The organism is Streptomyces sp. NPDC093591, from assembly GCF_044764885.1.
Lineage (GTDB): Bacteria > Actinomycetota > Actinomycetes > Streptomycetales > Streptomycetaceae > Streptomyces.
The window spans coordinates 640,596-659,041 of the sequence record NZ_JBIWIY010000001.1; the positions used below are offsets into that span (position 1 = coordinate 640,596).

General features: G+C 71.3%; 17 protein-coding genes. 8 read left to right on the forward strand and 9 right to left on the reverse strand.

From position 1 onward, the window contains the following. Window positions 1–49: 49 nt before the first annotated feature. Window positions 50–2,020, forward strand: coding sequence for a collagenase (locus tag ACIREI_RS02730; protein ID WP_403326621.1), 1,971 nt, complete (start codon window positions 50–52; stop codon window positions 2,018–2,020). Here the strand turns inward: ACIREI_RS02730 and ACIREI_RS02735 are convergent. Then, the gene (locus ACIREI_RS02735; RefSeq protein ID WP_403326624.1) at window positions 1,918–2,847 is read right to left on the reverse strand and encodes a hypothetical protein; all 930 of its coding nucleotides are present in this window, start codon (window positions 2,845–2,847) and stop codon (window positions 1,918–1,920) included. The two genes, ACIREI_RS02730 and ACIREI_RS02735, sit on opposite strands and share 103 nt — an antisense overlap. A gap of 262 nt (window positions 2,848–3,109) precedes the next feature. Between ACIREI_RS02735 and ACIREI_RS02740 the strand changes: the two genes are divergently transcribed. The 5 genes from ACIREI_RS02740 to ACIREI_RS02760 all read left to right on the forward strand — a co-directional run bounded on the left by ACIREI_RS02740 (window position 3,110) and on the right by ACIREI_RS02760 (window position 8,806). Further along, entirely contained in the window at window positions 3,110–5,440 is a 2,331-nt protein-coding gene (locus ACIREI_RS02740) for a molybdopterin cofactor-binding domain-containing protein (RefSeq protein WP_403326627.1), read from the forward strand. Between the two features lie 8 nt (window positions 5,441–5,448). Beyond that, a complete protein-coding gene (locus tag ACIREI_RS02745; RefSeq protein ID WP_403326629.1) occupies window positions 5,449–5,925 on the forward strand; it encodes a (2Fe-2S)-binding protein in 477 nt (158 codons plus the stop codon). Window positions 5,926–6,048: 123 nt separating this feature from the next. After that, window positions 6,049–7,551 carry a purine-cytosine permease family protein gene (locus ACIREI_RS02750; protein ID WP_403326631.1) on the forward strand — a complete coding sequence of 501 codons (1,503 nt, stop codon included), beginning with the start codon at window positions 6,049–6,051 and terminating at the stop codon, window positions 7,549–7,551. Then, window positions 7,548–8,096, forward strand: coding sequence for a cysteine hydrolase family protein (locus tag ACIREI_RS02755; protein WP_403326634.1), 549 nt, complete (start codon window positions 7,548–7,550; stop codon window positions 8,094–8,096). The genes ACIREI_RS02750 and ACIREI_RS02755 overlap by 4 nt, the downstream gene beginning before the upstream one ends. Next, the gene (locus ACIREI_RS02760; RefSeq protein WP_403326636.1) at window positions 8,093–8,806 is read left to right on the forward strand and encodes a Type 1 glutamine amidotransferase-like domain-containing protein; all 714 of its coding nucleotides are present in this window, start codon (window positions 8,093–8,095) and stop codon (window positions 8,804–8,806) included. The genes ACIREI_RS02755 and ACIREI_RS02760 overlap by 4 nt, the downstream gene beginning before the upstream one ends. Here the strand turns inward: ACIREI_RS02760 and ACIREI_RS02765 are convergent, their stop codons facing one another. Beyond that, window positions 8,807–9,727, reverse strand: a complete 921-nt coding sequence (locus tag ACIREI_RS02765) for a peptidoglycan-binding protein (protein ID WP_403326638.1) — start codon at window positions 9,725–9,727, stop codon at window positions 8,807–8,809. Window positions 9,728–9,864: 137 nt separating this feature from the next. Then, window positions 9,865–11,190 (reverse strand): phosphoribosyltransferase family protein, encoded by a 1,326-nt coding sequence (locus ACIREI_RS02770; protein ID WP_403326640.1) that lies wholly within the window; start codon window positions 11,188–11,190, stop codon window positions 9,865–9,867. Between the two features lie 184 nt (window positions 11,191–11,374). Here ACIREI_RS02770 and ACIREI_RS02775 point away from each other — a divergent pair, with 184 nt between their 5' ends. Continuing rightward, window positions 11,375–12,616 carry an acyl-CoA dehydrogenase family protein gene (locus ACIREI_RS02775; protein ID WP_403326642.1) on the forward strand — a complete coding sequence of 414 codons (1,242 nt, stop codon included), beginning with the start codon at window positions 11,375–11,377 and terminating at the stop codon, window positions 12,614–12,616. 152 nt (window positions 12,617–12,768) lie between these two features. Beyond that, a complete protein-coding gene (locus ACIREI_RS02780; protein ID WP_403326643.1) occupies window positions 12,769–13,167 on the forward strand; it encodes an SseB family protein in 399 nt (132 codons plus the stop codon). A gap of 92 nt (window positions 13,168–13,259) precedes the next feature. Here the strand turns inward: ACIREI_RS02780 and ACIREI_RS02785 are convergent, their stop codons facing one another. From ACIREI_RS02785 to ACIREI_RS02810, 6 genes are all read right to left on the reverse strand, one after another. Then, window positions 13,260–13,649, reverse strand: coding sequence for a MarR family winged helix-turn-helix transcriptional regulator (locus tag ACIREI_RS02785; RefSeq protein ID WP_403326645.1), 390 nt, complete (start codon window positions 13,647–13,649; stop codon window positions 13,260–13,262). Window positions 13,650–13,725: 76 nt separating this feature from the next. Continuing rightward, a complete protein-coding gene (locus ACIREI_RS02790) occupies window positions 13,726–14,076 on the reverse strand; it encodes a VOC family protein (RefSeq protein ID WP_403326647.1) in 351 nt (116 codons plus the stop codon). Between the two features lie 162 nt (window positions 14,077–14,238). After that, window positions 14,239–15,270: a LacI family DNA-binding transcriptional regulator gene (locus ACIREI_RS02795; RefSeq protein ID WP_403326649.1), complete on the reverse strand. Its 1,032-nt coding sequence runs from the start codon at window positions 15,268–15,270 to the stop codon at window positions 14,239–14,241. Further along, window positions 15,267–16,175 (reverse strand): carbohydrate ABC transporter permease, encoded by a 909-nt coding sequence (locus ACIREI_RS02800; RefSeq protein WP_403326651.1) that lies wholly within the window; start codon window positions 16,173–16,175, stop codon window positions 15,267–15,269. Before ACIREI_RS02800 ends, ACIREI_RS02795 begins: the two co-directional genes overlap by 4 nt. Beyond that, the gene (locus ACIREI_RS02805) at window positions 16,172–17,095 is read right to left on the reverse strand and encodes a carbohydrate ABC transporter permease (RefSeq protein WP_403326652.1); all 924 of its coding nucleotides are present in this window, start codon (window positions 17,093–17,095) and stop codon (window positions 16,172–16,174) included. The genes ACIREI_RS02800 and ACIREI_RS02805 overlap by 4 nt, the downstream gene beginning before the upstream one ends. Continuing rightward, window positions 17,092–18,423, reverse strand: a complete 1,332-nt coding sequence (locus ACIREI_RS02810) for an ABC transporter substrate-binding protein (protein WP_403326654.1) — start codon at window positions 18,421–18,423, stop codon at window positions 17,092–17,094. Before ACIREI_RS02810 ends, ACIREI_RS02805 begins: the two co-directional genes overlap by 4 nt. Between the last annotated feature and the right edge of the window lie 23 nt (window positions 18,424–18,446).

Genomic DNA, 18,446 nt, shown 5'->3' on the forward strand with positions numbered 1-18,446 from the left:
ACGCCTCAGCACCCGTATCGAGGCGCATCACATCCGTGGAGGAAACCAGATGCGCTACCGCTTCGTGCTGCCCAGACGCACGGCCGGCGCCCTCGTCGTCGGCGCCACGCTCTCCGGCCTGCTGTCGACGCCCGCGCTCGCGGCACCCCCGGCCGACACCGGCCCCACCGCCTCCGTGACCTCGCCCCGGTCGGCGACGCAACCCCCGCCGCCGATCGGGGCGAGGGCCGACACGGCCGCCCGTCCCGTCGTACACGGCAAGCCGCTCATCCCGGCCGAACTCCCGCCCCTGGCACCGACGTCCGCACCGACCCCTCCGCGTACGGACTCCGCCGCGAAGGCGGCCTCGTGCAGCCCGGACGACTTCGGCCGCCGGACCGGCGCCGAGCTCGTCGCGTTCGTCAAGGCCTCGACCACGGACTGCGTCAACAGCCTGTTCGCGGTGACCGGTCCGGAGGCCCGCGACATCTTCCGTGAGTCCCAGATGGTCACCGTCGCCAAGGCGTTCACGCATACGGCGCGGACCTATCGCGGCGACAACTCGGGCCGCGTGTGGCAGCTCGTCCTGTTCCTGCGCGCCGGCTACTACGTGCAGTTCAACCACCCGGACGACGTCGGCCCGTACGGCGCACCCCTGGCCCGCAACACCGTCAGCGGCCTGGACACCTTCTTCGCGCGCCCCCGCTCCCGGGACGTCACCGCGGCCAACGGCGACGTCCTGAGCGAGGTCGTCGTCCTCACCGACAGCGCCGACCAGCAGGCCCGCTATCTGAGGACCTACCGGCGGATGCTGAACGCCTACGACAGCTCCTACGACGCCATCCGCAGCATGCTTGCCGCCGTCAACGCCGTCTATACCCCGCTCTGGCGCGGCAATTGGAACCCGGCCTACGTCGACGCCGTCGCCGCCGACCCGTCCATCGTCCGGACCCTGCGCACCTTCGCGCTCGATCACCTCGACCTGCTCGACACCGACCGGGCGTACCTGGCGTCCAACGCCGGGATGAACCTGGCCCGTTACGTCGAACACCCGGCGCTGCGAGCCACGGTGCGCCCCCTGGCCAGGGAACTGCTGGGCGCCTCGCGGATCACCGGCCCCACGGCCGGACTGTGGGTGGCGGTGGCGACCCAGGCCGAGTACTACGACGGCCCCAACTGCTCCTACTACGGCGTCTGTGACCTCGCCGGCCAGCTGACCAGGGCGGCCCTGCCGATCGCCCACTCCTGCGACGCCACGCACACCATCCGGGCCCAGGCGCTCACCTCGGCCGATCTCGACGCGGCGTGCGCCAGTGTCCTGGGACAGGGCCGGTACTTCCACGATCTCGTGCGGGACGACGGCCCCATACCCGGGCAGTATCTGTCGACCCTCGACCTCGTCGTCTTCGCCAGCAGCGCCGACTACCGCACCTACGCCGGGGCGATCTTCGGGATCAGCACGGACAACGGCGGCATGACCCTGATCGGAGACCCGGCCGACCCTGCCAACGAACCCTTCGCCGTCATGTACCAGAAGAGCCGGGACGACGGGCACGCGGCCAGGATCTGGAACCTCAACCACGAGTACACCCACTACCTGGACGCCCGGTACAACATGAAGGGCGACTTCGCCCAGCAGACGTCCGTGCCGGACGTGTGGTGGATCGAGGGCCTGGCCGAGTACGTCTCCTACGGCTACCGCGGGATCACCGACGCGCAGGCGGTGGCGGAGGCGGGCAAGCACACGTACCGGCTGAGCACGCTGTTCCAGAACACCTACGCCAACAGCGACGTGACCCGCACCTACCCGTGGGGCTACCTCGCCGTCCGCTACATGTTCGAGCGTCACCCGGCCGACATCCACCGCATGCTGGCCCGCTTCCGCGTCGGGGACTACGCCGGCGGCCACGCCGTCTACGCCACCGACATCGGCACCCGCTACGACGCCGACTTCGACCAGTGGCTGACGGAGTGCGCCGCCGGCGCCTGCAACACGCCCGCAGCCGTCAGCCGAGAGCGGTCTGAGGTATCTGCACGCTGATCAGCTTCCCGGAGCGCGGGTCGACTGTCAGGCCCCGGCCCGGTCTGCGGTTGCGCAGCTGAGCCTGGGTGAGCCGGACGCCCAGGATGTCGCCCTCCATCACATTCTGGGGGGGCGAGGAGCACGCCCCGCCGGTGCCGCTTCAGGGCACTGAGCCAGCCCATGGCACCCGCCATCGTCTCCCCGGTGACACCGGCGACCACACCAACGCCACGGTCCCGCCCGGACTCGACCAGGGCCCGCAGGTCCTGGTCGATCTCCGGCAGGATCAGCAGATCGGCGTCGTCGACGAGAACCACCCGGGGCTCGTTGCCGCTGCCCACGGCGGCGGCCAGCTCCGGTGCCGTGGGGGACTGCGCGGTGAGCAGCCGTACCCCCGGATGACCGTTCAGGGCGCGCAGCGGCGACTCCCGGGGCGTGAGCACGACGAGCCGGGTGCCGGAGGCGAGCAGGGAGACCGCCAGGCCGGCCAGCGTGGTGCTGCGCCCGGAGCCGGGCGGCCCTGCGACCACGAACGTCGGCGAGGAGCCGGCGAAGTCCACCCCGACCGGTGCGACATCGTCGCCCCCCAGCCCCAGCAAACCCCATAGGGGCCGTCGCAGTTCCTCGGGCACCTTCTCGTACGCCGCCGTGAACTCCACCTTCGCCGGCAGGGTGCCGATCCGCACGGGCCGCCGGGCGGCGGGCAGCCCGGCGTCGCGGCGGTTCGCCTCGGCTCCGATGGCGCGCAGCGCCTCCGCCTGCTCCTGACCGCTCGCCCCGGGCGCGAGCAACGCCACCTGGATCTCGGCGCCGTCGGAGGTCCAGCCCTGTCCGGGTCTGATCACATCGGGCAGGTCGCGGGAAGCTCGGCTACAACCACGACGAGGGCAACCGCGACGCGAGCGGCGACCGCCACAACGTGACCGGCGTGTCGACCGCCTCGGTCAGCGAGTTCCGCAAGGGAGGTTTCTGAGGCGGTGGTGTGGACGTGGGTTGTGGGTGTTGCGTGTTGAAGTGCCGCAAGGATCTTCCGCAACGCGCCCGGGCCGTGCACAGTCAAGATCCGCCAAGAACGGGCGGAGCCGCACGTCGTCGGGAGGACAGCCGATGGGAGCTCACGACCGTCCGGAGCAGCCGGACGCCGCCTCGGAAGGCATCGGCCGGCGACGATTCCTCGGGTACGTGGTGGCCGCGTCCACCCTCACCGTGGCCGCCCCACTCGGCGAGACGCTCCTCGCGCCCACCGAGGCGGATGCGGCGGTCCCCTCCGTACCCGGGCCGGCGGAGATCTACGACCTCAACGACATGCTCACCCACGCCGCGCTGCCCACGGCGAACCTGATCACCATCCGGCTCGACACCGACGGCACGGCCTCCTTCGCGCTGCCCCGGGCCGAGGTCGGCCAGGGCATCACCACCTCCAGCGCCATGCTCATCGCGGAGGAGCTGGACCTGCCCCTGGAGAAGATCCGCGTCACCCTCGCCGACGCCCGCCCCGAGCTGCTGTTCAACCAGATCACCGGCGGCTCCAACACCACCATCTCCACCTACACCCCGATCCGCGTGGCGGCCGCGGTGGCCCGCGGTCGGCTCCTCAGGGCCGCCGCGCTCGAACTGGGGGAGGTCCTCGACACCCTCACTGCGAAGGCCGGGACCATCACCTCGACCGTCACCGGCAAGAGCCTCACCTACGGCGAACTCGCCGAGAAGGCCGCCTCGGTGGCCACCGGCCAGGTCTCCGTGACCCTGAAGGAGCGCGCCGACTTCAAGGTCATCGGCACCGCACGGCGGCGTATCGACGCGCTGGAGGCGGTCACCGGACGCAAGAAGTTCGCCATGGACGTGGCAGTGCCGGGCGCGCTGCCCACCATGGTGTGCCGGCCGCCGACGATCAACGGCACCGTCCGCTCCGTCGGGAACCTGGACGAGGTGCGGGCCATGCCCGGCATCACCGACGTCGTACGGATCTCGACCGGCGTCGCCGTACGCGGCCGCACCTTCGGCCAGTGCATCGACGCGGTGCGCGCGCTGGAGGTCACCTGGGCGCCGGGAACGGCGCAGGACGCCTCCGACGACACCGTCCGCGCCGCACTGCGCAAGGCCGAACTCCCGCTCCCCGGCCTGGACTTGCTGACCAAGGCGGTCGACGCCCGCTTCACCTTCCACTTCGCCAGCAACAGCGCCCTGGAGACCAACTGCGCCGTCGCCGACGTACGCGAGGACTCGGCCGAGATCTGGGCAAGCCTGAAGTCGCCGATCACCGCCCAGGAGGAGATCGCCCTCGAGCTAGGCCTCCCGGTGACCGCCGTCAAGGTCCATGTGACGGAGGGCGGCGGCTCGTTCGGGCGCAAGCTCTTCCACGACGCCGCCGCCGAGGCCGCGGAGATCTCCCGGGCCATGGGCAAGCCGGTCAGACTGATGTGGCACCGCACCGACGACTTCCGTCAGGGCCGCACCCACCCCATGTCGACGTCCCGGGTACGCGCCACCCACGCGCTCGGCCAGGTGCTCACCTACGACCAGCGCCACACCTCCGTGGCCACCGACTTCGGCCACGGCGTCGGCGAGATCATCACCGCCGAGGCCGCCCGCCTGCCCGTCGGCGACCTCACCTTCTCCGAGACGATCTTCGCGCTCACCCAGCAGACCCCGTACAACTTCGGCGTGGTCACCCAGCTCCTCAGCGAGACCGACAAGCGCTTCAACACCGGCTCCATGCGCAACATCTACTCGCCCAACGTGCGCTGCGCGCAGGAGCTGGTCGTGGACGAACTCGCCCGGCGCATGGGCAAGGACCCCTACCGGTTCCGCCGCGCCTTCCTCAAGGACGAGCGGGCGCGGGCCGTCCTCGACAAGGTCGCCGAGGTGGGGGAGTGGGGCCGCGGCATGCCGGCGGGCACGGCACAGGGCATCGCGATCCACCCCGAGTACCACGCGTACGTCGCCGTCCTCGCCGAGATCGACTGCCGTCCCGAGACCACCGGCCGGAAGATCCCCGACGCCTACACCGGCCCGCGCGTCACCAAGGTCGTGTGCGCCGTGGACGTCGGACTGGCCGTCAACCCGCGCGGCCTGGAGGCCCAGATGATGGGCGGCATCATGGACGGCATCGCGATCACGCTCAGCTCCGGGCTGCACCTCGCGGACGGGCACTTCCTGGAAGGAAGCTGGGACAACTACTTCTACACCCGCCAGTGGAACACCCCGCCGGAGCTGCGGATCGTGGTGATGCCGCCGACCACCGACACCCCCGGCGGCGCGGGCGAGCTGGCCGTCGCGGGCGCGATGGCGGCCGTCGCCTGCGCCTACGGCCGCGCGACCGGCACCATGCCGACGACGTTCCCCCTCAACCACGGCGAACCGCTCGGCTTCGAGCCGCTGCCCACCACCCCGCCGATCCCCGCGTCCCCGACCGACGGCCTGAGCCGCGCCTTCTAGGAGCCACCGTGCCCGAACACACCTTCATCCTCAACGGCGAGCCCGTCACCGTGGACATCGAGGACGACGTACGGCTGCTGTGGGTGCTCCGCGACGTCCTGGGCGTCACCGGCCCGAAGTACGGCTGCGGCCTCGGCGTGTGCCAGGCGTGCACGAGCCACATCAACGGCAAGGCGTTCAACCCCTGTTCGGTCCCCGTGAAGGACCTGCGGCCCACCGACGAGGTCACCACCATCGAAGGGCTGCCCGCCACGGTCGGCAAGGAGCTCCACCCCATGCAGGAGGCCTGGCTGGAGTACGACGTCGCCCAGTGCGGCTACTGCCAGCCTGGCCAGATCATGACCGCCGTCGCCAAGGTCCGCCAGGCCCGCGAGGAGGGCCGCGAGATCAGCGAGGCCGACCTCGACGAGATCCGCAACGTCTGCCGCTGCGGGACGTACCACCGCATCCGCGAGGCGATCGTGGCGGGCGCCAAGAAGTACTGAACGTGCCGCGTGGCCCGAAGGAGTCACCAGTCGCGGAGGATCTCCAGCAGGTGGTCGCGGTAAGCCGGTGCGTGGATCGGCGTCCTTCTTCCCCGGCGGGGTGAGCGGTGCGACGATGCCGGGATGATCACACCCCCGGACCCACGCGACGACCGCACCCCGGGCCGCAAGCTCCAGGTGGAGACCCACGGCCTCGACGTGATCGCGGACGCCGAGCGCAAAGGCACGCCCCGCACCCTGTTCTGGCCCTGGTTCGGCGCCAACGTGTCCATCCTGGGCCTGAGTTACGGTGCCTTCGCGCTCGGCTTCGGGATCTCCTTCTGGCAGGCGCTGTCCGCCGGAGTCGTCGGCATCGTCTTCTCGTTCCTGCTGTGCGGGTTCGTCGCCGTCGCCGGAAAGCGCGGCTCCGCGCCGACGATGGTGCTCGGCCGCGCCGCGTACGGCGTCCGCGGCAACCGGCTGCCGTCGGTGATCTCCTGGGTCCTCACCGTCGGCTGGGAGACCGTGCTGTGCGCGCTGGCCACCATGGCCACCGCGACCGTGTTCGGCCGGCTCGGCTGGGGCGGCGGTACGGGCACGAAGGTGGTCGCCCTCGTCCTGGTGGGCGCGCTGGTCGTGGTCGTCGGCGTCATGGGCTTCGACCTGATCATGCGGCTGCAGGCAGTGATCACCGTGGTCACGGGTGTGCTCACCATCGTGTACGTCGCCCTCGTCGCCGACCACATCCACTGGTCCGCCGTCAGCGCCGTACCGGCGGGCTCCGCCCAGGAGTTCATCGGCGCGCTCGTGTTCATGATGACCGGCTTCGGCCTCGGCTGGGTCAACGCGGCCGCCGACTACTCCCGCTATCTGCCGCGCACCGCGTCGGGCCGGGGCGTGATCGGCTGGACCACTTTCGGCGCTTCGCTGGCCCCCCTTCTCCTGCTGGTCTTCGGCCTCCTGCTGGCCGGCTCCTCCGGCGACCTCAGCGCCGCCGTCGCCGCGGACCCCATCGGCGCGCTGACGACCATCCTGCCGACCTGGTTCCTGGTGCCGTTCGCCGTCGTCGCCGTCCTCGGCCTCGTCGGCGGCGCGGTCCTCGACATCTACTCGTCCGGCCTGGCCCTGCTCTCGGCGGGCCTGCGCGTGCCCCGCTACCTGGCCGCGCTGGCCGACGGCGTCCTGATGATCGTGGGCTCGATCTACATCGTGTTCGTCGCCGACGACTTCCTCGGCCCGTTCATGGGCTTCCTCACCACCCTCGGCGTCCCCATCGCCGCCTGGTGCGGCATCATGCTCGCCGACCTGACCCTGCGCCGCCGCGACTACGACGACCCCGACCTCTACCGCCCGGCCGGCCGCTACGGCGACGTCCCGCCGACCCCCCTGCTCCTCACGCTCACGGCCACCGTCCTCGGCTGGGGCCTGGTCACCAACTCGACGGCGAGCTGGCTGGACTGGCAGGGCTATCTGCTCGGCCCCCTGGGCCTCGGCGGCAGGTCAGGAGCGTGGGCCTACGCCAACCTCGGCGTCCTGGCGGCCCTCGCGCTCGGCTTCCTCGGCACGCTGGCGCTGCGGCGCGGACGCGTCCGCGAACAGGAGGCGCAGGCACCGAGCCCGACGCCGGACGAGGAGGCGACCGTATGACCACCGGATGGCTCGCCGTCATCGACATGCAGCGCGTCTTCGCCGACGCCGACAGCCCCTGGGCCTCCCCACGCTTCGCCGAAGCGGCGGCAGGCGTACGGCGCCTCTTGCCGGCCTTCGGGGACCGGGTCACCTTCACCCGCTTCGTGGCACCCGGCCAACCGGAAGGAGCCTGGCGGGCGTACTACGAACAGCACCCCTTCGCCCTGCGACCTGCGCACGCCCGACTGTGGCAGCTGACGGACGAGTTCGTCGATCAGGCACAGCACGTACTGGACGCCACCACCTTCGGCAAGTGGACCCCGGAGCTGGCCCGACGCACCGTCCTGGCGGGCCGCCTGGTCCTGGCCGGTGTCAGTACCGACTGCTGCGTGCTGTCGACGGCGCTGGCGGCCGCCGACGCGGGCGTCGAGGTGCTGGTCGTCGCCGACGCCTGCGCGGGTGCGGACGACGACTCGCACGCCAAGGCGTTGCACGTGCTGGACCTGTACCGGCCGTTGATCCGGGTGACGACGGTCGCGGAGCTGCTGGAGGGGACGGCGTGAGCCACCGGCGCCGCCTGGCCCTGCTCGGCGGGGGCTTCTCCACCGACGAGGACGGCCTGTTGGACGACTGGGTGCTGGGACAGGCGCGGACGCCCCGCCCCAAGGTCTGCTTCCTGCCCACCGCCAGCGGTGACGCGCCCGCGTACATCGAGAAGTTCCTCGCCGCGTTCCGCGGCCGGCCGGACTGCGAGCCCTCCGTCCTGCGGCTGTTCGAGAGGGAGCTCGACGACGACGCGCTGCGTGCGTTCCTGCTCGCTCAGGACGTCGTCTATGTGGGCGGCGGCAACACCGCGAACCTCCTCGCCGTGTGGCGCGCGCACGGCGTGGACCGCCTGCTGCGCGCCGCCTACGACCAGGGAAGCCTGCTGTGCGGTATCAGCGCGGGCGCCAACTGCTGGGCCGAGGCCTCGCTCACCGACTCCTTCGGCCCGCTCACCTTCCTCCCGAACGGCCTGGGCCTGCTGCCGGGTTCGGTGTGCCCGCACTACGACAGCGAACCCGGGCGCCGCCCTTCCTACCGGTCGGCCGTGGCGACGGGGGCCCTGCCCGCCGGATGGGCCCTCGACGACGGCACCGGCGCCCTCTTCACGGACGGTCGGCTCACGGAGGCCGTCTCCCGGGCTCCGGGCGCGTCCGTGTACCGGGTGACGGACGGGGGCGGTGCAGCCGACGAGCGAGCGCTCCCGTGCCGGGCCCTCACGGCTCGGTGATCACGGCTCAGAGGTCTCGGATTCGAGTGACTTCCGGGTCGGAGTGCCGTAGACGCCGGACTCGTCGCCGAGGATGACGCGGGTGAGCTGGTAGGCGCGCACCGCGCTCTCGACCTCGCGGTCGTAGTCGCCGTCGATGTCTCCGCCGTAGTGGCCGATCTGGCGCAGGCGGAGCTGGAGTTCGGTGACCTCCGGCCCCCGGTCGCCGAACCGCAGGACCGGGGGCTGCCCTTCCGCGTCACTCGGTTCGGGGGCGCCGCTGGTGGTGGCACCCGCACTGGAGGGAGCCGCGGTCGGGACGGCGGCGGAGCCGGTCGGCGGGGCGGAGCTGTCGCTCGGGGTCGCGCTGGGCGATGACGTGGGGCTCCGGGACGCCGATGCGGAGGCCGTACCGGCGGACTGCCCCTCGGGAGAGGTGCCGTCCTCGGCGGAGCCGTCCGGGACGGGCGCCCGTACGTCGTCGGACACGGATCTGTCCCGCGAAGGGCTGTCGTACAGGAACAGGCCGCCCAGGAAAGCGCCCGTCAGCAGGACGACCAGGGTGGCGCCCGCACCCGTGATGAGGAGGGTGCGGCGCCTGCGTGGGGGGCCTGCCTGGGCGTCGGCCGGGCCGGCGAGGGGCGCTCCGCCGGGCGCCGTCTCTGCTGCGGCCGGGGACGTGGGCATGCCGTCCGGGTCCGCCAAGTCCCTTGGCTCCTGCGGGACTTCGTCCACCGCCGCCGGAGCTGCCCCGCTGTCGTCACCGAGCTCCACGAACGGCCGTATCCGCACGGGATCGAAGTCCTCCGCGGCCGCCGCCTCCGCCGTGCGCGCGTTGCGGCGGGCCTCGGAGGCGCGGCGGGCGCAGGAGCAGGCCGGAGTCCCGTCCGATGCCCGGGGTGCACCGCACAACGGGCAGACGGGGCCGTTGGGTTCACTCACGTAAGGGTCCCTCTCCGTGCGGGATCCAGAGTTTAGGCATATGTTCCGCACATAATCTCCATGGCCCCGGAGTTGGGCTGAACCGAGGCCTCCGGACCGTCCGGAACAAGCCGCGGGAGCCCGGCCGGGCGAGTGCCTCACGCCGACCGGCGCGGTGGTGTGTCCGCGGTCGGCCTGTCGAGATGAGCGGTGAACCAGTCGCGGGCCAGTTCGGCGACGGTGGTGAGGGTGCCGGGTTCCTCGAAGAGGTGCGTGGCGCCCGGGACCACGGCGATCTGGTGCTCGCAGTGCATCCGGTCGGCGGCAAGGCGGTTGAGGCTGAGCACCTGAGTGTCGAGGCTGCCCACGATGAGCAGCGTCGGCGCCCGAAGACGGGTCAGCGCCGCCGGAGTCGCCAGGTCGGGACGGCCGCCGCGGGAGACGACCGAGCGGATCTCGGAGCCGGACAGCGCGGCCGCCTCCAGCGCGGCGGCGGCTCCGGTGCTGGCCCCGAAATAGGCGACGGGCAGGCCGGATTCACGGCGCAGCCACACGGACGCGGCGTGCAGGCGCCGGGCGAGCAGGAGGATGTCGAAGACGTTGTGCCGGTCGAGCGCCTCGTCGTCGGTGAGCAGGTCGAGCAACAAGGTGGCCAGGCCCGCCCGGTTGAGGGCGGTGGCGACGTACCGGTTGCGCGGGCTGTGCCGACCGCTGCCACTGCCGTGCGCGAACGCCACGGCGGCCGGCGCCCCGTCCGGCACGACCAGCCGGGCGCCCAGCTGCGCCCCGGCGGCCGGGATCAGCACCTCACGGTTCGGGGGAGCGGCCGCGGCGGGGGAGCGGGGCAGGGACCGGGCGGCGTCCGCGATCAGGGACGTGACCTCGGCGTCCGAGACCTGGTCGAAGTCCCGGTACCAGGCGCCCACCGAGCCGAGGATCCGGTGCGTCTGCGGGCAGACGACGTCGTCGGCCACCTCCCGCAGCCGGGCCACGCCGTGGTCGGGGCCGACCGGCACCGCGAGCACGACCCGGGCCGCGCCCTGACCTCGTACGACCCGGCAGGCGGCCTCGGCCGTGGCGCCGGTGGCGAGCCCGTCGTCCACCACGACGGCCGTACGCCCGTCGACCGGCAGCGCGTCACGGCCTTGGCGGTAACTGCGCACCCGCCGTTCCAGCTCGGCCCGCTCGGCCGCCTCGACCACCTCCTGCGCGTCGGCATCCAGCCCGGCCTCGCCGATCACGTCCTGGTTGAGGACGCGGACCCCGTGCTCGCCGATCGCCCCGAAACCCCACTCCGGCTGCTCGGGCACGCCCAGCTTGCGCACCACCAGCACATCCAGCGGAGCGCCCAGACGCCGGGCCACCTCGGCCGCCACGGGCACCCCGCCCCGCGGCAGCCCCAGCACCACCACATCCTGGCCGCGCAGCTCCTCAAGCCCCTCGGCCAGCTGCCGCCCGGCCGCCCTGCGGTCGTCGTATCGCATCGCCGCCTCCCGCGCCCACGAGGGCGGGAGCCTGTCCCTACCTCTTCAGGCTACGACTGTTCGCCCGGGTCCAGGCACTTGGCGATATCCGGTCGGTACCGCCGCGGCGGTTGCCGTGTTCAATCACTCGTATCGCGTCACGCATCACGGCACGAACGGACGGCCCCCCACGTCAGGAGGCATCGTGATCGCCGCTCCCGAGCCCGGCCCGACCGAACGCGACCTCGTCGAACGTGCCGTGAACCTGCGGCCCGTGCTGCTCGAACGCCAGCCGGAGACGGAACGGCTGACGCACTACCCCAAGGACACCCACGACGACTTCCTGCGGGCCGGCTTCTACCGGATCCTGCAGCCGCGCCGGTACGGCGGCTACGAGTTCGGCCTGCCCACCTTCTACCGCGTCGTCACCGAGATCGCCCGCGGCTGCCCCTCCACCGGCTGGGCCCTGTCCCTCACCGCCGCCCACGTCCTGCAGGTCGCCACCCTCTTCGAGGAGAGGGCGCAGGACGAGATCTTCGGCCCCGACGGCGACTTCCGTGCCGCGTCCACGGTCGCGCCCGTCGGCGTCGCGCAACCCGACGGCGACGGCCATGTCGTCCTCGACGGCACCTGGCCCTACTCCTCGGGCGCCCCCTACTCCACCCACTACGTCGGCCAGACCCTGCGCGCCCCCGACCACCCCGGCGCCCCGCCGGGACCGCCGGTGCTGTTCGTCGCCCCGCGCTCGGTGTGGACGGTGCTCGACGACTGGCACGGCGTCCTGGGACTGCGCGGCAGCGGCTCCAACAGCATCCACATGGAGCAGGTCCGCATCCCCGCGTACCTCACCTGCGAGGCGAGCCTGCTCGACCTGCCCGTCGAGGGCGGCAGCGTCGGCTCCGAGCTGCACGGGAACCCCATGTACGCCGGGCGGGCGCCCAGCTTCTTCCACGGCGAGCTGGCCGCCATCATGATCGGCACCGCGTACGCCGCCGCCGACGAGTACGCCCGTGCCGTCGCCGAGCGCCCCCTCGTCCTCGAACCCGACCGCACCCGGGCCGAGCTCCACGACTACCAGCGGCACCTCGGTGAGGCCCTCGGCGTGATCCACACGGCCGAGGCGGCGCTGCGGCGCACCGCCGAGGACTGGATGGAGACCTGCCGCCGCAACACCACCGGCGGCGCCCCCTTCACCATGGCCGAGGACAACCGCCTCGCGCTCATGTTCCTCAACGCCGGCCGCATGACCTGGGACGTCCTGCAGGGCACCCTCTTCCGCACGGCCGGTTCCCGGCACGCGCGCGACGGCGAGCGGATGCAGCGCTACTTCCGGGACGCGGCCACGTACTGGACCCACGTCGGCCCCGGCATGGCCGAGCCGCTCGCCCGCCGGGTGGGCTGCGACCGCCTGGGACTTGCCTCCGACCACATTCCGTTGATCCCTTGATTCCTCGATCCCTTGATCCCTTGGGAGAAGATCTCCCTGGCAGACAGGGGTCCCGACCACCCGGCGGATTCCCTGGTCAGGCATAGGAATGCTCCGGTCCGGATCGGGTACGCGAGCAGGACCGCCCGACCGCCGCTACCAGGGGATCTGCCATGGAAACACCCGCGAACGACAACACCGCCACACCGGCCCGGCGGGCGCTGGACGCGCTGGCCGACAACACCGAGGACAGGGCGGCGATGGACACACTCGCGAGCAGCGACGTCCTCGTCCCCGTCCCGGACGACGCCGAGCAGGACGCCACCGACCCCAGCGCCGTGGCGCTGCCGGTCATCGAGAGGGCGGGCGGCGAACCGGTCGTCCCCGTGTTCACCTCCGAGCCCGCGATGGCCGAACTGCTGCCCTTCGTCTCCCGCTACCGCCTGGTACCGCTGGGCGCACTCGCCTCGCAGTGGCCGGCCGACGACCTGGCCCTGACGATAGACGCCGGCTCCCCACACCCGCTGACCCTGACGTCGGAGGGCGTACGGACCCTGCTGGCGCGGCCGTAGCGCCGGACGACGACGCGAAGGGGATGAGCGGCACCGAAGCCGCTCATCCCCTTCGTCATGGCACGGGCGTGGAACGATCCCGCCGCCCGGTGTCAGCCGCCCAGCATCCGGGCCAGTACGTCGCGCTGCAGCGGCAGGACCTCGGCGTGCAGGTCGCGGCCCTTGCCGGTCAGCGCGACGAACACGCCGCGCCGGTCCTCCGCGCAGACGGAACGCTCCACCAGACCGTCCTTCTCCAGCCGGCCGATGAGCCGCGACAGCGCGCTCTGGCTGAGATGGACCCGCCCGACGAGGTTCTGCACCCGGCACTGGTCGCCCTCCTCGGGCGCCGCCGACGCGAGCATGTCGAGCACCTCGAAGTCGCTCGCGCCGAGGCCGTGCGGGTGCAGCGCGCGGTCGATCTCGCACATGGTGCGCGCGTGCACCGACAGGATGTCCCGCCACCGTTCCTCGAGCCCTGCGTCGGCCGTTTTCGCTGCCATACCGGCACGGTAGCACCGAATCGGCCATTCATTGACTATGCAACTAGTGCACGTGCAAGGGGGCGGTGGCGGGCTCTCAGCCGGTCGGGTCCTGGAGCAGCCCCACGAGATTGCCGTCCGCGTCCTTCACGGAGGCGATCAGCCTGCCGCCGCCGACGTCGTGGACGTCCTGGAGCGTCTCGGCGCCCGCGTCCAGCAGGGCCGCGAGGGTCGTCCGGATGTCGTCGACGTGCCAGTAGGGGACCGGGCCGGTCATGCCCTTCGCGTGGCCGTTGGGGTCGAGGCCGACGTCCTGTCCGGCGTCCTTGAAGCCGACGTAGTACGGCTCGTCCGCATACGGTTCCGTGCCCAGCAGCGCCCTGAACAGGGCCTTCGTCCCGTCGAGGTCCTTGACGGGGTAGATGATCGTGTTGACTCCGGCGGTCATGGCGTACTCCTGACGTGATGTGTGCGCCGACGGTTTCGGCGGTGGTTTCACGCTAGGGCGGGGGAGCGGCGGGCGGCTTCTCGATTCCTGACCGGTCGCGCGGCGAGGGCGCGCCCGCGGCCGGATCGCCGTGCGGCGCGCCCTCGCGGCCCGCGCACGCCGTTACGTCGACTCCCGCTTCACCAGCTCCGTCGGCAGGATCACCGCCGCCGGGTCCTCACCGCCGATCTGCGCGAGCAGCAGCCGCACCATCTCGGCGCTGATGCGGTCGTAGGGCTGGCGCACCGTCGTGAGGGCGGGGGTGGCTTCCGTCGCCGCGCTGGAGTCGTCGAACCCGCCCACGGACACGTCCTCGGGAACCCGGCGGCCGGCCCGGTTCAGCGCCGTCAGGGCGCCCTGCGCCATCAGGTCGGAGGCCACGAACAAGGCGTCCAGGTCCGGGACCTGAGCCAGCAGCCGTTCGGTGCCCGCCTCGCCGCTGGCCCGGCTGTAGTCGCCGGAGACGATGAGCCGCTCGTCGACCTCGATGCCCGCCTCCGTGAGCACCTCCTTGTATCCGGCGAGGCGGTCGACACCGCCCGGGGTGTCCAGCGGCCCGCTCACCACGCCGATCCGGCGGCGGCCCAGCGACAGCAGGTGGCGCACCATGTCACGGGCACCGTCCCGGTCGTCCGCCGCCACGTAACTCACCTTGGAGCCGAGCCCCATGGGCTTGCCGCACTGGACGAGCGGCACCCCGGCCTCGCGCAGCTCGTCGGCCACCGGGTCCCCGGAGTGGCTGGACACCAGCAGCACCCCGTCGACGTGACCGGCCGTGATGTACCGCGTTATGCGCCGCCGTTCGTCCCGCGTGCCCGCCAGCATCAGCAGCAGCGGGATGTCGTGCGCCGCGAGCGCCTGGGTGCAACCGCTCAGCAGGACGTTGAAGTTGGGGTCCTCGAAGAACCTCTCCTGCGGCTCGGTCAGCAGGAAGCCGATCGAGTCCGAACGGCCCGTGATCAGTGAACGGGCATGCCGGTTGACGACGTAACCCGTTTTGCGGATCGCGGCGTTGACGGCTTCCTGCGCCGCCGGGCTGACGTAGTGCCCGCCGTTGAGTACCCGCGAGACCGTGCCCCGTGAGACTCCGGCCTCGCGTGCCACGTCGTGGATCGTCGGCGGTCTGCGTCGGCCCCCCGTGTTGCTCATGGTCATGACTTTACGGCCCCGGAGAGCAGATCCAGGCTCCAGAACCGCTGGACCACCAGGAAGAGCGCGATCAGCGGGATCACCGCGAGGAACGCGCCGGTGATCACCAGCGTGTACAGCGCCGGCGTGTTGGCGCCCTGTTCGAGGAGCGTGAACAGACCCAGCGTGATCGGGAACTTCTCGTCGTCGCTGAGCATGATGTACGGCAGCAGGAAGTTGTTCCAGATCGCCACGAACTGGAACAGGAACACCGTCACCATTCCGGGAATCATCATCGGCAGCGCGACCCGCGAGAAGATCCGCCACTCGCTCGCCCCGTCCATCCGCCCGGCCTCGACCACGTCGGCGGGGACGGCGGCGGCCGCGTAGATCCGCGAGAGGTAGACGCCGTACGGTGACAGGAGCTGCGGCAGCAGCACGCCCAGGTACGAGTCCGTGAGGTCCACCTTCGCCAGCAGCAGGTACTGCGGAATGGCGAGGATGACCGGCGGCATCAGCACACCCGCCAGCAGCACGTTGAAGAGCGACTCGCGGCCGGGGAAGCGGTAGATCGCCAGCGCGTAGCCGCTGAACGCCGAGACGACCGTCGACAGCAGTGCGCCGAGACCGGCGTACAGGGCGGAGTTGCCCATCCACTCCCAGTACACGCCGTCGCGGTAGGCGCTCAGGTCCGAGAGGTTGTCGGCGAAGCCGGTCCCCGGCAGGAAGGTGAACGTGGAGAACAGCTCACTGCCGGACTTGGTCGCCGCGATCACCACCCAGGCCACGGGCAGCAGGCAGTAGAGGGCGCCGAGCAGCAGCGTGACCGTCGGGATCAGTGCGATCCGGCGCCGCAGCGGCGGGCGGTTCCGGGCGGTGCCGGGCGTGACGCCCGCGGCCGTGTCGGCCTTGCTCACGGCAAGAGAACTCATCGCGCTGCCTCCTGCTTGTTACGACGGTTCGCGGCCCGCAGGAAGCCGAAGGACAGCAGCAGCGTCGCCAGGGCGATGATCGTGGCCTGGGCTGCCGCCGCGTAGATGTCGCCCTTGCCGAAGGCGTCCTGGTACACCTTCATCAGCGGACTCCAGGTCGTGGACACGGAGTTGGTGAGCGGCTTGAGGGTGGTCGGCTCGCTGAACACCTGGAGCGTGGCGATGATCGAGAAGAAGAAGGTCAGCACCAGCGAGGGAGCCACCATCGGGATCTTGATCTTCAGCGCGATCTGCAGCGGCGTGGCACCGTCCAGCTTGGCCGCCTCGTACACCTCGGCCGGGATCGCCTGCAGCGAGGTGTAGATGACGATCATGTTGAAGCCGGTGCCGCCCCAGACGGCGATGTTCGACAGGGCGAGGTACAACGGGCCGCCGTCGAGCAGGTCCGGCTGCGGCAGACCCAGCTTGTCGAGCGCGAAGTAGAAGGGGCTCACGTCCGGCAGGTACAAAAAGCCCCACAGCAGCGCGGCCACGACGCCGGGGATGGCGTACGGCAGGAAGATCGCGAGCCGGGTGAAGGGCGCGAGCCGCACCTTGTCGGAGTCGAGCATCAGCGCGAACAGCAGGGCGAGGCCCAGCATCACCGGCACCACGATGCAGCCGTAGCCGAGCACGCGCAGCGCGCCGTCGACCAGCTCGCTGTCGGAGAGGGCGTCCGTGTAGTTCTCCAGGCCGGCCCAGACCTCCTTGCGGGCGCCGGAACCGAGGCCGAGCCCGGAGACCTTCACCTTGTGGAAGCTGAGCCAGACCGCGTAGCCGATGGGCAGCGCGAAGAAGAGCAGGAAGAGGATCGTCGCGGGGAGGAGGAAGGCGTACGGGGCCCCCTTCACCCCGTACGCCCTCCGGTTCGTGCTGGTCACTCGGAGACCTCGAAGCCCTGCTTCTCGAGGTCGGCGACCGTGTCGTCCTGCATGGTCTTCAGGGCGGCGGTGAAGTCCGACTTGTTCTTGGCGGCCTTGCCGAAGGCGTCCTTGAAGGTCGTGTACGCGACGTTCACGTTCGGGCCCCAGGCCGACGGCGCCGTCGTCTCGGCGATCTCCGCGGCCTTCGTGTAGAAGTCGGCCTGGTTGGAGAAGTAGTCCGGCGGGGTGGTGAAGGCGCCGCTGAGCTGGGCTGAGGTGGAGGCGGGGTAGATGCCGCTCTCCTTGGCCAGTGCGTTGAGCGCGTCGCTGTCGGTGTTCAGCCAGGCGGCGAACTTCGCGGCGGCCGCCTTGTGCTTGGAGTCGGTGGTGACGGCGGTGGAGGAGCCGCCCCAGCTGCCGGTGACGTTCTCCGACTGCGACCACTGGGGGAGCGGGGCCATGGCCCACTTGCCCTTGGTGTCGGGCGCGGCCGTGGTCAGGGTGCCCGGGGCCCACACGGCGCTGACCCAGGCGATCTGCTTGCCGGTGTTGAGCGCCTTGTTCCAGGCCGGCGTGTACATCGGCTGGTCGTCGATGGCGCCCTCCTTGACGAGGTCGCCCCAGAACTTGGCGACCTTCTGGGAGGCGGCGTCATCGATGCCGACCTTCCACTTGTCACCGGAGGTCGTCCACCACTTGGCGCCGGCCTGCTGGGCGAGGCCCGCGAAGAGGCCGGAGTCGTTGGCGGAGAAGGTGGTGAGGTCCGTGTCGGGGGACTTCTTCTTCAGCGCGCGGGCGGTCTCGGCGAACTGCTCCCAGGTGGTCGGGACCGTCAGGCCGTACTTCTTGAAGAGATCCTGGCGGTAGTAGAACATCATCGGACCGATGTCCTGCGGCACCGCGTAGACCGCGTCCGTGCCCAGCGTGGTCTGCTGCCACACACCCTCGGCGAACTTGCTCTTGGCGTCGCCGACCTCGCTCGCTATGTCCGCGACCGCGTCATTGCTGACCAGCGTCGGCAGCGCCTGGTACTCGGCCTGGACCAGGTCCGGGGCCTTGCCCGCCTTGTGCGCGGTGAGGATCTTGGTGACCAGCGTGTCGCCGGACGCCTGCTTCTTCACCGTGACCGTGATCTGGTCCTTCTTGCCCTGGCCCTTGTTCCACAGGTCGACGACCTTGTCCATGCCGGGCGTCCAGGTCCAGTACGTCAGCGAGACGGGGCCGGATTCGGCCTCGCTGTCGGAGTCCGACGAGCCGCAAGCGGCGAGTGCGGTGGCGCCGAGGGCGACGGCGACGGTGGTGGCTGCACTTCTGAAAAAGAGCCGCCTGCGCTTCGTGATGGGCATGGATCTCTCCCCTGACCTGGGGC

What these genes read in the sequence shown, in the direction of transcription:
- ACIREI_RS02730 (WP_403326621.1), top strand. Translation starts at nt 50, where the DNA reads ATGCGCTACCGCTTCGTGCTGCCCAGACGCACGGCCGGCGCCCTCGTC.
- ACIREI_RS02740 (WP_403326627.1), top strand. Translation starts at nt 3,110, where the DNA reads ATGGGAGCTCACGACCGTCCGGAGCAGCCGGACGCCGCCTCGGAAGGC.
- ACIREI_RS02750 (WP_403326631.1), top strand. Translation starts at nt 6,049, where the DNA reads ATGATCACACCCCCGGACCCACGCGACGACCGCACCCCGGGCCGCAAG.
- ACIREI_RS02755 (WP_403326634.1), top strand. Translation starts at nt 7,548, where the DNA reads ATGACCACCGGATGGCTCGCCGTCATCGACATGCAGCGCGTCTTCGCC.
- ACIREI_RS02770 (WP_403326640.1), bottom strand. Translation starts at nt 11,190, where the DNA reads ATGCGATACGACGACCGCAGGGCGGCCGGGCGGCAGCTGGCCGAGGGG.
- ACIREI_RS02780 (WP_403326643.1), top strand. Translation starts at nt 12,769, where the DNA reads ATGGAAACACCCGCGAACGACAACACCGCCACACCGGCCCGGCGGGCG.
- ACIREI_RS02785 (WP_403326645.1), bottom strand. Translation starts at nt 13,649, where the DNA reads ATGGCAGCGAAAACGGCCGACGCAGGGCTCGAGGAACGGTGGCGGGAC.
- ACIREI_RS02790 (WP_403326647.1), bottom strand. Translation starts at nt 14,076, where the DNA reads ATGACCGCCGGAGTCAACACGATCATCTACCCCGTCAAGGACCTCGAC.
- ACIREI_RS02795 (WP_403326649.1), bottom strand. Translation starts at nt 15,270, where the DNA reads ATGACCATGAGCAACACGGGGGGCCGACGCAGACCGCCGACGATCCAC.
- ACIREI_RS02800 (WP_403326651.1), bottom strand. Translation starts at nt 16,175, where the DNA reads ATGAGTTCTCTTGCCGTGAGCAAGGCCGACACGGCCGCGGGCGTCACG.
- ACIREI_RS02810 (WP_403326654.1), bottom strand. Translation starts at nt 18,423, where the DNA reads ATGCCCATCACGAAGCGCAGGCGGCTCTTTTTCAGAAGTGCAGCCACC.